The organism is Methanocalculus taiwanensis (genome assembly GCF_024372745.1).
Classification (GTDB): Archaea; Halobacteriota; Methanomicrobia; order Methanomicrobiales; family Methanocorpusculaceae; genus Methanocalculus; species Methanocalculus taiwanensis.
In genome coordinates this window covers 56,000-70,506 of the sequence record NZ_VOTZ01000001.1, presented here as the reverse complement: position 1 = coordinate 70,506, position 14,507 = coordinate 56,000, and the positions used below count along the sequence as shown (strand labels likewise).

15 protein-coding genes are annotated in these 14,507 nt (G+C 53.5%); 8 read left to right on the top strand and 7 right to left on the bottom strand.

The genetic code is table 11. The features are described 5' to 3' along the window. Genes FTO68_RS00300 through FTO68_RS00285 form a run of 4 tightly spaced genes read left to right on the top strand, consistent with a single transcriptional unit; the run spans nt 1 to nt 3,022 of the window. Entirely contained in the window at nt 1-1,398 is a 1,398-nt protein-coding gene (locus tag FTO68_RS00300) for an ABC transporter ATP-binding protein (protein WP_255331351.1), read from the top strand. 5 nt (nt 1,399-1,403) lie between these two features. After that, nucleotides 1,404-2,192 carry an energy-coupling factor transporter transmembrane component T family protein gene (locus FTO68_RS00295; RefSeq protein ID WP_255331350.1) on the top strand — a complete coding sequence of 263 codons (789 nt, stop codon included), beginning with the start codon at nt 1,404-1,406 and terminating at the stop codon, nt 2,190-2,192. Between the two features lie 13 nt (nt 2,193-2,205). Beyond that, entirely contained in the window at nt 2,206-2,769 is a 564-nt protein-coding gene (locus FTO68_RS00290; RefSeq protein ID WP_255331349.1) for an RAD55 family ATPase, read from the top strand. 52 nt (nt 2,770-2,821) lie between these two features. Further along, on the top strand, nt 2,822-3,022 hold the full coding sequence (locus FTO68_RS00285) for an antitoxin VapB family protein (RefSeq protein WP_255331348.1): 201 nt from the start codon (nt 2,822-2,824) through the stop codon (nt 3,020-3,022). A 77-nt stretch (nt 3,023-3,099) separates the two neighbouring features. On the opposite strand, the gene FTO68_RS00280 is transcribed toward FTO68_RS00285, so the two are convergent. The 3 genes from FTO68_RS00280 to aspS are packed head-to-tail and all read right to left on the bottom strand — an operon-like array spanning nt 3,100 to nt 5,505. Continuing rightward, the gene (locus FTO68_RS00280) at nt 3,100-3,243 is read right to left on the bottom strand and encodes a hypothetical protein (RefSeq protein WP_255331347.1); all 144 of its coding nucleotides are present in this window, start codon (nt 3,241-3,243) and stop codon (nt 3,100-3,102) included. 54 nt (nt 3,244-3,297) lie between these two features. After that, nucleotides 3,298-4,209, bottom strand: coding sequence for a methionine synthase (locus tag FTO68_RS00275; protein ID WP_255331346.1), 912 nt, complete (start codon nt 4,207-4,209; stop codon nt 3,298-3,300). 3 nt (nt 4,210-4,212) lie between these two features. Next, nucleotides 4,213-5,505 carry an aspartate--tRNA(Asn) ligase gene (aspS, locus tag FTO68_RS00270; RefSeq protein ID WP_255331465.1) on the bottom strand — a complete coding sequence of 431 codons (1,293 nt, stop codon included), beginning with the start codon at nt 5,503-5,505 and terminating at the stop codon, nt 4,213-4,215. Between the two features lie 115 nt (nt 5,506-5,620). On the opposite strand from aspS, the gene FTO68_RS00265 reads away from it, so the two are divergent. Both FTO68_RS00265 and FTO68_RS00260 read left to right on the top strand, forming a co-directional pair. Then, complete coding sequence (locus FTO68_RS00265) at nt 5,621-6,967, top strand: PAS domain-containing protein (protein ID WP_255331345.1); 1,347 nt, start codon at nt 5,621-5,623, stop codon at nt 6,965-6,967. Between the two features lie 2 nt (nt 6,968-6,969). After that, the gene (locus FTO68_RS00260) at nt 6,970-7,518 is read left to right on the top strand and encodes a DUF7504 family protein (RefSeq protein WP_255331344.1); all 549 of its coding nucleotides are present in this window, start codon (nt 6,970-6,972) and stop codon (nt 7,516-7,518) included. 2 nt (nt 7,519-7,520) lie between these two features. Here FTO68_RS00260 and FTO68_RS00255 read toward each other — a convergent pair whose 3' ends face one another. The 4 genes from FTO68_RS00255 to FTO68_RS00240 all read right to left on the bottom strand — a co-directional run bounded on the left by FTO68_RS00255 (nt 7,521) and on the right by FTO68_RS00240 (nt 12,978). Continuing rightward, nucleotides 7,521-9,320, bottom strand: coding sequence for an MASE3 domain-containing protein (locus FTO68_RS00255; RefSeq protein WP_255331343.1), 1,800 nt, complete (start codon nt 9,318-9,320; stop codon nt 7,521-7,523). After that, complete coding sequence (locus tag FTO68_RS00250; protein ID WP_255331342.1) at nt 9,307-9,954, bottom strand: response regulator; 648 nt, start codon at nt 9,952-9,954, stop codon at nt 9,307-9,309. The genes FTO68_RS00255 and FTO68_RS00250 overlap by 14 nt, the downstream gene beginning before the upstream one ends. Before the next feature lie 108 nt (nt 9,955-10,062). Further along, nucleotides 10,063-11,763, bottom strand: a complete 1,701-nt coding sequence (locus tag FTO68_RS00245) for an adenosylcobalamin-dependent ribonucleoside-diphosphate reductase (RefSeq protein ID WP_255331341.1) — start codon at nt 11,761-11,763, stop codon at nt 10,063-10,065. Between the two features lie 18 nt (nt 11,764-11,781). Continuing rightward, entirely contained in the window at nt 11,782-12,978 is a 1,197-nt protein-coding gene (locus tag FTO68_RS00240; protein WP_255331340.1) for a hypothetical protein, read from the bottom strand. 60 nt (nt 12,979-13,038) lie between these two features. Here FTO68_RS00240 and FTO68_RS00235 point away from each other — a divergent pair, with 60 nt between their 5' ends. Continuing rightward, nucleotides 13,039-13,881 carry an MBL fold metallo-hydrolase gene (locus FTO68_RS00235; RefSeq protein WP_255331339.1) on the top strand — a complete coding sequence of 281 codons (843 nt, stop codon included), beginning with the start codon at nt 13,039-13,041 and terminating at the stop codon, nt 13,879-13,881. Nucleotides 13,882-13,932: 51 nt separating this feature from the next. Then, on the top strand, nt 13,933-14,478 hold the full coding sequence (locus FTO68_RS00230) for a pyruvoyl-dependent arginine decarboxylase (RefSeq protein ID WP_255331338.1): 546 nt from the start codon (nt 13,933-13,935) through the stop codon (nt 14,476-14,478). Nucleotides 14,479-14,507: the final 29 nt, after the last annotated feature.

Sequence of the window (14,507 nt, the reverse complement as noted above, 5' to 3'; positions counted from 1 at the left end):
ATGATCACAATAGACCACTTCAGCTATACGTACAGGAACAGGGAGCACCCGGTACTCCGGGATATCTCCCTTTCGATTCCAAAGGGATCGATGATGATCGTCACCGGCCCTTCAGGTGCAGGCAAGACAACCCTCTGCCGGGCGATGGCGGGGATCCTCTCGCATGTCTATACCGGCACCGCTACGGGATCGATTGCGATTGCGGGGCGGGATATCATGGAGTACAAGGGTATAGAAGAGCTCTCCCATGATGTCTCGATGGTCTTTGACGATGCCGATGCACAGCTGATCTTCACCACCGTCGGGGAAGAGGTGATGACGAGCCTGGAGAACCGTGGTCTCTCAAAGAAAGAAGCAGAGGCGGAACTTGTAAGGATCCTTGACCTTCTGCAGATCTCCCATCTTGCAGATCGTGCCCCCTATACCCTCTCCGGAGGACAGAAGCAGAAGGCGGCGCTTGCTGCAACCCTTGCACTTGGAACGAATGTGCTCATCCTTGACGAAGCAACATCAGAACTTGATGAAGAGGCACGGAACCTGGTATTCTCCATCCTGAGATCGCTTGCGGACGGGGGAAGAACCATCGTCCTTGTTGAGCATATGATCGATGAGGCCGCAAAATATGCAGACTCCTGCGTCCTGGTGAAGGACGGGACGATCGCAGCATCCAAAACCCCGGAGGAGGTCTCACGTATCATCCAGAAGTCCCTTCCTCCGATCACCAAGCGTCCCGGCAAAGAGCAGGGGGATCTCCTCATCGAGGCGACCGGGCTTGTCCACTGCTACGGCGATTTCTGTGCCGTTGACGGGGTGGATATTACACTCCGGAAAGGTGAGATCATCGCGATTGTAGGGGAGAACGGATCGGGGAAGACGACGCTCGTGAAGCATTTCAACGGCCTGTTAAAGCCGACTGCGGGGACGCTTAGGATTGCCGGGAGCACCTGCAATGGTCACTCCATCTCGGTCCTCTCCCGGCATACCGGCCTTGTATTCCAGAATCCTGATACGATGCTCTTTGAAGATACCGTCAGGAAAGAGATCGCGTTTGGGCTGAAGAATATCGGACGGGATCAGAGCTGTATCGCTGATGTCCTCAATGAGGTCGGGCTTGCAGGAAAGGAGGATACCAATCCCCGCCACCTCTCACGTGGCGAGCGGCAGCGGCTTGCCCTTGCCTGCGTCGTCGCGATGGGCCAGGAGGTCTTCGTCCTTGACGAGCCGACAACAGGACTCGATCTTGCAGAATCCCTCCAGATCATGGAGATTCTGATGCGGCTTTCAGATGAGGGGCATGGGATTGTGATGATCACGCATAATCCGAATCTGGCAACGACTTTTGCGGATCGGGTCATGAAGATGAGCAACGGAAAGATCGTCTGCAGTCAGGAGGCTTAAATCCCATGCAGGAGATTATGCAGTATATCCCGGGCAACGGCATCTTCCACAGGGTGCATCCGCTCACAAAGCTCCTCTTCACGGTGATCATCGTCATCCTCGCGGTACTGACAAGCGATCTCCTGCTGCTTGCATTCCTCCTTGTTGCAGTCTTCCTTGCAGCATGGGCCGGAGGACTTGGGCGTGGTCTCACCGAACAGATTCCGCTCCTCCTCGTCCTCGGTGTAATGCTCGTCCTCTTCACAGTGCTGACGATGCATGGCGGCGAGGTGCTCTTTACGCTTATCCCTGCAGGCATCCCCTTGATCGGCGGCGGGCTCCCGGTAACAACTGGTGCCCTGCTCTTTGGAACCATCCTCTCGCTCCGGTTTGCGGTGATGCTTTTTGCCTTCCAGCTCCTCGTCGTCTCGACAAAACCGGGAGAGCTTGTCACCACCCTCAGGCAGCTGAAGATGCCCATTGACTACACCCTGATGTTTTTAATTGCGCTCCGGTTCATCCCGACCCTCCAGAGAGAAGGGATCAGGATCAGCGAGGCACAGCTTGCACGGGGATATGCCCCCGGCGACGGGATGATGGGAAAAGTGAGGGGGCTGAAGCCGGTGATCCTCCCGCTTATCTTAAATGCTCTTGGAAAGGCTGATACGCTTGGACTGACGATCGATATGCGTGGATACCGCCGTGGAAGGGCAGATACGGGCACGCTCTCGTTTGGTGCCCTGGACGGAGTCGTCATCCTGGCTGCACTTGCACTCGCAGCAATTGTAGCCGCAACCAATATCATTCTGGTGTAGGATAGATGCAATAATGAGAACGAGCGGAGTACCTGGCCTCGATCCGGTCATTGGCGGGGGATACCGGGCAGGAAGCCGGATTGTCATGTACGGATCCCCCTTATCTGGCATGGAGAGCCTCGCAGCCCAGTTTGCAAAAGCAAACAGGGGCGTCTATCTCCTCCTCGATGAAGAGGCACGGGACGGGATGTTCCCGGCCGGCGGGCTCTCGATTGAGGATCTTGCCCACGATATCCGGGGGGATGCCGCCGTTGTCGATTCACTCTCCACAATCATCCTTGATCGGGGCATTGCCCAGGCACTGCGTTTTCTTACAACGACAACCGCAGCCTTCAGGAATGATGCCGGCTGCCTCCTCTGTACGCTGTACGAAGGGCTTCACACCCCCTATGAAGAGGCGCTCGTCTTCAGGCAGGCTGATATCGTGATCAGGCTGACGGCTGATCTCCACCAGTCGCAGATCGAACGCAGGCTCCAGATCATGAAGTACCGGGGCATGCGGCTCCCTGACCGGACAATCCCCTTTGTGATCACCGGGGAGGGGCTTGAACTCTCGACGACGTCAAGGGTGGTGTGAAGAGAGGGAGCTCCCTGATCACTGAGAGTCATGCAGAATTTGGTGATCTACCATGGGCTACAGAACAATCCGGATCAGTGACGAAGCCTATGATCGACTCCTATCCCTGAAGAAAGGGACGAAGATGAGTTACTCGGAAGTGATCCTGAGATACACTCCCCAGAAAAAGATGCTCTCGGAGGTCCTCAGGGATAATGGCCCAAACCCGGAGCTTGCAGATTCAATTGAGAATGAATCCCGTGAGATGAGATAGGCAAAGATGCGGGATCTCTCTTTGGGGAGATGATTGATCTCAATCAGCCAGCTCACACCAGAGGATAAGGGAGGGTATTAATCGCTAATCTCAGATAATGGGAGATAGCTATCTTTTCTGCGGCTGCTCCAGATCCTAGCATCTTCTTCAAGCCTGCGTCTCTTCTGATCCTCGATCATCTCTCCCTGAATACCTGTATCTGTCTGACCCGTTGTTTTCATCTCTGCAAGCTCCTTGTAGACCTGTTCTGGTACCGGAATCTCTAATCCCGCACCCTACTGATATTCTCCCCGTACCAGCTGTACCGCCTCACACATCCGGGAGAGTTTCGCAAATGCCCCTTCCGGCGTATGCATCCGCAGTCCGCAGTCCGGGTCGATCAGGATCGTATCATGCGAGAATATATCGATGCATCGCTCGATCCGCTTTTTGATCAGGTCAACGGATTCAACCTCGTGGTCAGAGGAAGCAACGCAGCCGCAGCCGACCATCTTCCCCCTCAGATCCCTATCCGAAAAGATCTCGAGGTTCTCGGGCTGGGTCGCTGCCTCGATATCCAGGATCGCAATCGGCAGCCTGAGGAGGCGGTCGATGATCCCCGCAAGCGGTCCGCAGACATGCAGGCAGATAGGGAGATCCACCGCTGCTGCGATGATCCCAATCGCCTCTGCCCCGGTTCCGATATCGGCGGCTCCTGTCGAGAGGATCGGCTCATCAATCTGGATCAAAGATACACCTTCCCGTGCAAGCGCCCGCCCTTCTGCTGCAAGGGCATGCGCAATATCGATCACAAGCTCCTCACGGTTCCGGTATGCCGGCGTCTGGATCCGGAGTGCATGGGCAATTGATGAGGGGCCGGTGAGGATCCCTTTTACCTTCTTCGCCTGTGTGAGCGCATACCGCGTATCGGCAACGGTGATCCCTGTTGCCGCGGACTGCACCGATGAGATCACGCAGTCATCCTGGATGCCGGGCAGTTTTGCCGTGAATGCCCTGATCATCCCTTCCCTCACCTGCCCGTCCGAGATGATATCGATCCCGGCCCGGATCTGCTCAGCTACTGCGAACCGGACCGCATGCTTGTAGGGATCAAGGACTGCTGAGAGTCCTGTACCTTTCACTGCGGGGAAGCTCCCGACAACGGTTGTCGGGAGGATCATGCCGGGAGTATAGACAGGCGAGGACATGGCTTATGGTGTCACACGGTGGCGATCACGTGGGAAAAGGACCGCTTCACGGATATTCTGGAGATTGCACATCGTCATGACGAGCCGCTCGGCGCCAAGCCCCCAGCCGGCATGCGGCGGCATCCCGTACTGGAAGGGCTTTAAGTAGAATTCGAAGCCTTCGGGGGAGAGGCCCTTTGATCTGATCTGCTCCACAAGCAGGTCATAGACATGGCACCGCTGTGCACCGGATGAGAGCTCCATCTTTGGGTGCATCAGATCAAATGCATTGCAGATCGAAGGATCGGCAGCAGAGGGCATCGCATAATAGGGCCTAATTGAGGTCGGCCATTCGGTGATGAAGTAGTGGGTGCCCATCTCCTCGCCGATTGCACGTTCTGATGCTGTCCCGAGATCATCCCCATATGCAATCGGCTCCTCGCTCTTCTTTGCAGCAATCAGAATTGCTTCTTCATAGGGAAGGCGGGGGAGCGTCTTCTCGGGCACCTGGAGATCAGGTATCCCGAGAAGCTCAAGCTCGGCAGTGCAGTTCTCTGCAACAGAGGAGTAGATCTCATGTATAAGCTTCTCGAGGAGCACCATCACATCGGTATGGTCGGCAAACGAGACCTCGACATCGATCGAGGTCGCCTCATTCAAGTGCCTGATTGTATTATGCTCTTCAGCACGGAAGATCGGCCCGATCTCAAAAACCTTCTCACAGCCTGCTGCCATCATCATCTGCTTGTAGAGCTGCGGGCTCTGGCTCAGAAACGCCTCCTTCTCAAAATAGGCGATTGGGAAGAGTTCGGTGCCGCCTTCGGTTGCGGCTGCCACCACCTTCGGAGTGGTGATCTGGAGAAAACCCTCCCTGAAGAGGAAACTGTTCGTCGCCTCCATCATGCGGGATCTGATCGAGAAGATTGCCGCAATCCTCGGCCGCCTGACATCAAGGAACCTGGCATCGAGCCGGGTGTCGATCTCGGCAGGCACCTTCTCGGCGACATCAAGGGGTAGCGGGGATGCCGCCTTTGCCAGGATCTCAAAACTTTCAGGGACAAGTTCCCTTCCGCCGGGCGCCTTTTCAGTTGCCTTGATGATCCCGGATACCCGAACAACAGACTCTCTTGATACCTCTTTGATTGCAATCAGTACATCCTCAGGGACTTTCTTCTTTGGAACAGTCACCTGCATGATCCCGGTCCGATCCCGGATCAGGAAGAAGGCGAGGCCGCCGAGATCCCGCTCTTCATGCACCCATCCGGCGATTGTCGCACGCTCAAGTTGTGGGGTGACTTCTCGTATTGGTATGCGCATAAAATCCAGTACTGTTACTTCGTATAAGGTGAAGAGGTTTGTGCCATCACGGGGGCAGGTCAGCTGATACACGGTTAATTATATCTCTCTCTCGCCCTCAATCATCGTCTGGTATATGATGACTGCCGATCTAAGCCTCTTTCACCAGACGATCATCGAGCGGATGAATGCACTGGTGGCGTTCCTCGCTCCGGATGGAACGATACTCTTCTGGAATGTTGCTGCCGGACAGATCACCGGCTATCCTGCCGGGGAGGTGATCGGAGGGAGCTGGATCTGGAAGAAGTTGTACCCGGATCCAGTGTACAGGAAAGAGATCACAAAGATGATCACCAATGTGATCGAGGAGCAGGCATATCTCCGGAACTTTGAGACAAGGATCATCACCGGGCTTGGAAGTGAGAAATATATCTCATGGAATACAAGCGAAGTCCGCTCCCCCGGCGGTTCCATCACCGGGTATGTGGCAGTCGGGGTGGATATCACCGATAAGGTTCAAAACAAACGGCAGCTCCGTGAACGAGAGGAACTCTTTCACGGGATCACATCAGCTGCCTATAACGGCATCATCCTCCTTGATGAACACTCCATAATTACGTACTGGAATCCCGCGGCAGAGCGGATCTTCTTCTATCATAAGCAGGAGGCAAAGGGTATCAATGTCATCGATCTCCTTGCACCGGAAACTGCCCGTACACAGTGGCAGTCGGTGCTTACAAAGACCGGATCCCATGAACTTGATGCCAGAAGAAAGGATGGTAGTTTGATTTCAGCCGAACTCAACATCTCATGGGTCATGATAAAAAACCGTCCCCACACCATCGTTATCATCCGTGACATGACCGAACAGAAGCGATCAGAATCGCAGATGCGGCTCCTCTCGACGATTGTGCAGACCTCACAGGAGGCGATCGTCAGCATCTCCGGATCCGGCACCATCCTCTCGTGGAACAAAGCCGCAGAAGAGATGACCGGCATTCCCGAGGAGAGCGCCCTTGATGCGCCGATTTTGGATCTAATCAAGCTGAAAGATGGCGAAGAACGGATTGCTGAGGCGATCTCACAATCAAATCATGCAGTGATCTCCGCTATCCTGCCGGATCGGCGGGGAATGGAGCATGATGTGATCATCTCTGTTGCGCCGCTCTCCGGTGGTGAGGGCTTCTCCCTTCTGATTCGGGATATTACAGAGGTGAAGAAGGCGCAACGGACGATGATAGCGTATATCAGGGAGGCGACAGCCCGTCTGAAGATGCCAGTTGAGGTTGTCCGTGAGAATATCGGGGATATTCTCGGGATGTTTTATGATGATACCATCGATTGCGATGCCGCCGCCCTCCGGCTGAAGGTGCAGATGACCCACCTGGCACAGATCGCAGAGACGATCCGGGAACTCAATGCCGCTCTCACCGGTGAGGGCACAGATATTCCAAAAGCATACGAAAAGTTCCTCCTGGAGTAGCCATGCCAGATGCAACAGTTCCCCATGTTATCGAAGAGGGGGAGATCTATCTCCTGCTTGCAGAGCCAAATGCCATGAAGAAAGCCTCGGTTGCGCTGGCAGGTGAGATCACCAGCGCCGGGTATGACGCGATTGTGATCACTACAAACCAGCCCTCTCCGATCCTGAGAATGCTGTATAAGAAAGCCGGAATCGATCCGCAGTCAATCTGGTATATCGATGCGATCACCCGGTACTCGCTTGGAAAGGAGCCGGATTCAGATCCAATGACGACTTATATCAATCACCCCTCAAACCTGACTGATATGGGAATAGCCGTCACAGGCATCTTAAAAAAGATGGAAGGAAGAAAAGCCTGTATCATCCTTGACTCGGTATCGACGATGCTGATCTACCTTCCCACCCAGAACATCTCAAAATTCATGCATTTCGTGACAAACCGCCTCCGCCTTGCCGGGGTTGCCGGGGTCTTTCTCGCAGCAGAAAAAGGGCTTGATCCCGATCTCCTGATGCAGCTCTCCACCTTTGTCGATACGGTTATTGAGGAATAGTGTCAGGAGATCTTCCTGAATCCATCCGCTGGCACCTCTATCTCAAAGCGGGCCCCCTCTCCATAGACTCCGTTCTCCCTGATGGTTATTCCTGTAATTGAGAGGATCTCGCATACAAGGTAGAGCCCAAAACCATGGTTTCTTCCAAACGCAGGCTTGAAGATCGACTGCTTCTTCTCGTCCACAACCCCCACTCCATCATCTTCACAGATGATCAGAAGAGAACCACCCCTCTCCTCTGTGTACCATCTGATAGATGTCAGCGTTTTTCCATGGATAAGAGCATTTCCAATGAGATTCTCAACGACACGGGGGAGCATCGGGTCCGCAAAGATCTCATATCCGGCAAGGTTTTGCTCAATTGTGATATCAACGGTATCAGTATGGTCGGCGAGATACTCCTTGAGGATCTTTTCAGGAGACTGCCATAAAGGCGCCTGAATTCCCATATTCTGGTAATCACGGGAAAACTCATTCTTCCTCTCTATCGCTTTGATCTGTTCGCGAAGGCCGTTGAAGTACCGGACTGTATCTGGTGGCATATCCGCAGTATCTATCATGTACAGGAACCCTTCGGCAGCTGTTATATTGTTGAAGATATCATGTCGGGTGAGGCTTGTCAGCAGATTGAGTTTTTTATTGGCGAGGTGGAGTGCCTTTTGATCCAGAATGGTCCTGGTAATGTCTGTAAAAATGGTGGCAAATGTTCCGGGCTTTTCAGAGAAGACAGAGATACTGAAGTACTTATTCCGCTCTGGAAAATACTCCTCGAAGGTGATCGGCTCCCCTCCATCTGCAACCTTCGCATACCGATCCAAAAATGGTGGCTCTTCAGCTCCATAAAGTTCACTGGCAGTCTTATTGATCGCACCTTCTGCGGGAATCGAAAGGATCTCCTCAAATGCCGGGTTAACCTCACGAATCCGGTAATCAATGGCATTGCCGTCATCATCCCTGATGATCTCGTGGAGCGCAAATCCTTCTTTCATAATCTGGAAGAGCCCCCGGAACTTCCCTTCGCTCTCTGAAAGATCGCGGTACAGGATCTCAAGCGGGCGCCTGATACCGGTCTCCACCAGAGCCAGATAGATGAGGGCAAATGAGATGATCTTGAAGAGGTGGCCGATCAGGTTTGACAGCCCATAAACATCTATGTAGAAGGTGAATGCGAGCTCGGCGATAATGGTTGTTCCGATGGCTGCGATCATCAGGTGAAGTATCCCGGGCTCGAAATATGCCCTTTTCTGGTAGATGAGCACTATTGTAGCAGCAAAGAGGGTCGAGAGGAGATATTCCATATAAATCTTAAATGGAGTCAGCCCGCTCCCTTCGATGAAGCAGTCCGGGAACATCCCAGGTGTGAAGATGGACCAGATCAGGGCAACAACAAGAGCGAAATAGAACCCAGACTGGAGCCTGAGATCAACCTTTTTCGGAATGAGGAATGCTGCGATTAATAGAGTTGCAGCCTCGAGGCTCCGGGCTGCTATCCAGAGCTGGGTTGGGAGGTTTGCGTCATACCCGGCAAATATGTTCATCCCCTTGAAGGCGAGGGTATGAAGGAGATCAAGACCGGCAATGAAGAGATATCCCACACCAATGTAGAGGAGATAGCTGTTCTCGATCCGATCCCGTGCCGTCCACGCGATCATGAAGATGAGGCATCCGATCACAATCGAGAAGAGTTCGGCTATTGTATGGAAAAGAAGGTAATTAACAAACGATGTCAGCGTTGTTGCTAGAAGAAAGAGGAAGAGAACAGGAAAGAAGAAATGGTTGTGTGTATTCTCACAGGAGCCCATGAGCTCTGCACCATTCCTCTTCCTCTGAGATTATCTGTTGCATCATCTTTGTATCTTCACCCCATGCAGAACAGATCTCCTTTTCAGGCGTGATGCATTGATTTAGGATTCCTTCATAGATCCGGTTCAATACCCTGTGGCGGCGGCGGTGCATAGCAATATTGTACTGCTCTTGGATAGACCCGTTCTCCGCCATCTCTAATGCGACTCTTTTGTCTTCTTCGAGCTCTGCAAAGATCTGTTGTACCATCTCTATAAATGGCTCCATCCTGATCGGTTTTTTTATCCACCCGCTGATCTCTTTGCCATACTCGATCATCTCGGATGGGAGGAAGATCTTGCCGGTGAGGGTGACGATGGGAATATCCTTACACGCAGGGCTCTTCCTGATGGCAAGGAGCGTTTCATATCCATCCATCGGTTCCATCATGATATCGAGGAGGATCAGATCCGGGTATATCTCGGTTAAGGTTTTAAGGCATGATTTTCCACTATCGGCACAGATAACAGAGTAACCGGCCCGTTCCAGCACTTCAGAAATGATATTCCTGAGGACATCGTTATCATCAACAAAAAGGATCAGGGGTCTTCCGTTTTTTACCTTCCCGGGCTTAGTCCCGGAGTCAGCTGCCATACCGATAGTGTATCCTGTATTCATTATTAAGCATTACTACCATTCGCTTCCACGTCTGACCTGAGCCCTGTCTTCTGCTGTTTTGTCTGTGATAGTGTATCAAAGGTGTTATTCTGTTGCATCATATGGTATCTCTCTTTCGCACCAACGGCACCCGGTAAGGGAGTAGACGCTTGCTCTCCTGCTCCCGGTGCGGTACAGGGTGATCCCTTTGAGGGAGAGCTTCCATGCAGAAAGGATCGCTTCCCTGATCGCTTCATGCCCGGTTGTGTGTGGGAGATTGATCGTCTTGGCAATGGATGCATGGGTGTGGCGCTGGAACGCAGCCTGCATCAGGAGGTGATCCCTCCAGCTGATATCGAGTGCAGAGACAAACAGCTTCCTGAATTCAAAAGAGAGCCATCCGATATGCTGAAGAGAGCCGCAGCGCCTGACCTCTTCGATCACTGCTTTTTGCCGTGCACGCCCCTCATCTCCGTGGTATCCAAGGCTGGCGATCTCCTCGTCAAGACGGGCTGAGAAGAGTGGATGGATCACCTCAAATTCAGCACCCGCCGTATTGTTCCGCCAAAAAGCAAATGAGTAGACCGGCTCGATCCCGGGCGAGCACCCGGCAAAGAGCGAGATTGTTCCGGTGGGGGCAATTGTCGTCAGGGTGGCGTTCCGCACCGGTTTCTCCCAGACACTCCCTTCCCATGCCGGGAACGGGCCGAAAACCTCTGCCAGCCGTTTGGACTCATCAACAGCGGTCTCTGAAATAAAGGCCATCATCTCCTCTGCACACTCTCGTGCAGATGGCGAATCATAGGGGAGCCCTAAGAGGATGAGGGCATCATGCAGCCCCATCACACCAAGCCCGATCTTCCTCGTCTTCTTCACTGCATCTTCGTTTTCAGGAAGAGGATATGATGATCTGTCAATTGCCAGATCAAGAAACCGGACAGCGAGCCGGACAGTTCTCTCAAGGCGTTTCCAGTCAAGAGTGCTTTCCTCTATAAAGCGTGCAAGGTTGATGCTCCCAAGTATACATGCTTCAAATGGCAGCAGTGGCTCTTCTCCGCAGGGATTTGTTGCGGTGATCTCTCCAAGATGCGGGGTTCTGTTCTCCCGGTTGATCGCATCCGAAAAGAGCAGCCCCGGCTCCCCGTTCCGGTGTATCCCGTTTATGATCGCGTCAAAAACAGAGCCGATTGTATTCTCTCTTCCGGTTGCCGGGTGGATTGAGAGGATCTCTTCTCTCTCTCCGCCTTCAAATGCCTCCATCACCGCATCCGGCACAGTCACCGAGAGGTTAAAATGCGATAGCTTCCCCTCCTTGTCTTTTGCATCGATGAAGGCGAGGATATCAGGGTGCCTGATATCAAGGATACCCATATTCGCGCCTCGTCGCCGCCCTCCCTGACGGATCACCTCCGATACAGTATCAAAGACAGATAGAAACGCAACCGGACCCGGTGAGATCGCCCCTCCCGGCTCTGCGGTTGTGCCTGCGGGTGCAATCTCCGAGAAGTTGTAGCCGGTCCCGCCGCCTGTCATCTGGATAATGGCACCCTGCTTCACTGCCTCAAAAATCCCTGTTATCGTGTTTCCAACCGGGATGACGAAACAACCGGCAAGCTGGTTGCATGGCGTCCCCGCATTCATCAGGGCCGGAGAATTCGGGAGGAACTCACCACTCTCCATCATCCGGAAGAATGCCCCTGATTCGGCCTCGTCCCGCCCGATCCATCCGGCAACGCGGCGGCAGATATCGGTAAAATCCTTCTCGCCGGGGAGCAGGTACCGGCTCTTCAGGATATGATCTGCCATATCATCCATCATCCCTCCTCATCTCCCGGCGATACGTTCTAAGAGCGGGCTGATACGCTCGACAAAGAGCATGCCATGGCCGACAAGCTCCTGGATCAGATCGAGAACCCCTTCAAAGGAGATGCCATCGGAAAAGATCTCACCCTTCTGAGGGGGAGGAAGCGGGGTAATTGTGGGGGTGGGCTCTGGCGTGGGTGTCAGGGTCACGTCAGGTGATGGTACAGGTGTGTGGATCGGAGTCTCTGTCGGACTCGGTGTTATTGTTGGAAGCGCCCCTGAGATACATGCCGGGTGAGTGAAGATTCCCCCCTCGCGTGTGTAGCCGTCCGGCCCGCACTGGGTGATCTCGAGGAGCGGCGCAGCCGATAGCACGGGCACTGTTCCAGTGACCGCAACAGAGAGGCCGAGGTTCTCACGTACCGGATAGGAGAGCTCGAATCCCGGGATGGTATAATAATACCCTATTTTGGGGAGCCGTTTTGTCTCGCCTCCGCTCTTGAATATGCTGACTTCCCAGTCCGCATCGATTAATGTGGTCCTCATCCTGAGCGTATCCCCAACCGGGAATGATGTCTTTGGCTGGCGATCGAAAGAGAGGTATGTCCTGATGGTCACCTCCTCCCCTGAAGATACCGACCCTGTCGGTGTGGTTGAACGTTGAGATACGGTAAATGCCGAGAGATCCGGGTACGGGGGAGCGGCAGCCACCGGATCCGGAGGGGTGCTCGCGGGGACGCTTCCCTCGGGATATGCCATCTGCATGATCAGGTACTCGTTCTCCCCGCGGAGCGTAGAGGAGCCGTCGAGCTGGCGTATCGAGATGATGGTTGCCATCCCCGGTTCAGCCATCCTGGGAACGGTGCCTGACAGGCGGATAGTCAGGCCGATATCCTCGCCAGATGGATAGGAGAGCTCCCATCCGGGGATCTTCTCCCTGCTCCTGCTGCTCTGCCTCAGGGTGCTCACACCACCTGATCTATGCATCTCAACCGTCCAGCCGGGATTTGAGAGCCCTGTCCAAAGCTCCAGAGTGTCTTCAGATGGGAACGAGCAGGTATCTAAGTCCGGGAACGTGACAGAGATCTCAAGCTCAGGCTCCTCATCATATACAAGGTATCCCTCAGGGACTCCATCTGCACTCTCCACAAAAAAGGCTCCGGCAGATGAAACCAAAAAAAACAGCATCGCAATCAGCATGGCACCCCGTCTGAACATACCCATTTCATCGCCGCCGGTATGAAAGAGGCTTTCGTCTCACAGTGTTAAGTGTTGTATATGCGCCTCACCGTACTTATCGAGAACACCACCTTAATCGATCGCTACTTCAGGAGTGAACCTGGAATTTCCTTTTATATCGAGGATGGCGATTCCAAAATCCTCTTCGACTGCGGGTATTCGGATCTCTTCATCGATAATGCCTTTGCAATGGGCATCGATCTTTTGAATGTCGGTTTTGTTGTCCTCTCTCACGGGCATATCGATCATACCGGCGGCCTGCCATCCCTTGTTGCGCATCATATAAGGGCCGGAATCGAGGGAAAACCTGCCAGCCGCCCCGTCTTCATCACCCATCCCGCCACCTTCGGGAGGAAGAAGGCAAAAGAAGGTGGAGATGCCGGCTGTCCTGTCTCTGCTGAATATCTCTCCATGTTCGGCGATGTGAAGACCTCTGTCTCTCCGCAGAAGGTCTCTGAACGGATCACCTTCCTCGGCGAGATTCCACGCAAAAATCCGAAACAGACCGCACAGAGCAGTGCCTTTGTTCTGTCTAAAGATGGGTGGGTGCCTGATCCGGTCATCGAGGATTCGTGCCTTGTGTATCATGGAGACAACGGTCTTGTGATCATCTGCGGCTGCACCCATGCAGGGATCGAGCATACGGTTGCATATGCGCGGAGCGTCTGCGGTGATGACCGGGTGACTGCTGTCATCGGAGGTCTCCACCTCTATTCTGCAAACCCGGCACGTATAGAGGAAGTCTCCCTATGGTATGCTGGCTCGGGTATACAGAGTATATATCCCTGCCATTGTACAGGACTTGCTGCAACTATTGCTCTCTCACGGTACCATCCAATCACCCAAATAGGGGTGGGTTCGCATCTGGCATGGGATGAATAAAGCGGTTATCAACGGACAAAGTTTAAACTCCCTGAAATACGAATGATGATTATGGTTGTTCCCTCAAAGGTATTCTTTACAAAAGGGGTGGGTGTCCACAAAGACAAACTCGCCTCATTTGAGCTTGCACTCAGGAAGGCGGGGATCGAGAAGTACAACCTCGTCTATGTGTCGAGTATCTTCCCCCCGAACGCAACGATCGTCTCCCCGGAAGATGGTCTCAAAGAGCTCAATACCGGTGAGATCGTATACTGCGTGATGGCACGGAATGAGACGAGCGAGCCGAACCGGCTTTTATCTGCTGCAATCGGGCTTGCACTCCCAAAAGATGCAAACGAGTACGGGTATCTCTCCGAGCATCATGCGTATGGCGAGACTGCATTTGTCTCGGGTGAATATGCAGAGGATCTAGCCGCAACGATGCTTGCCACAACACTTGGGATCGAGTTCGATCCTGATAAGGCATGGCAGGAACGGGAACAGATATATAAGGCAAGCGGCAAGATCATCAAAACGACCCACATCTGCCAGTCGGCTGAAGGTGATGCGGATGGCAAATGGGTCACCGTCATTGCAGCTGCCGTCTTTGTACTGTAACAACTGTATTTTTATAATACAGTCAATTT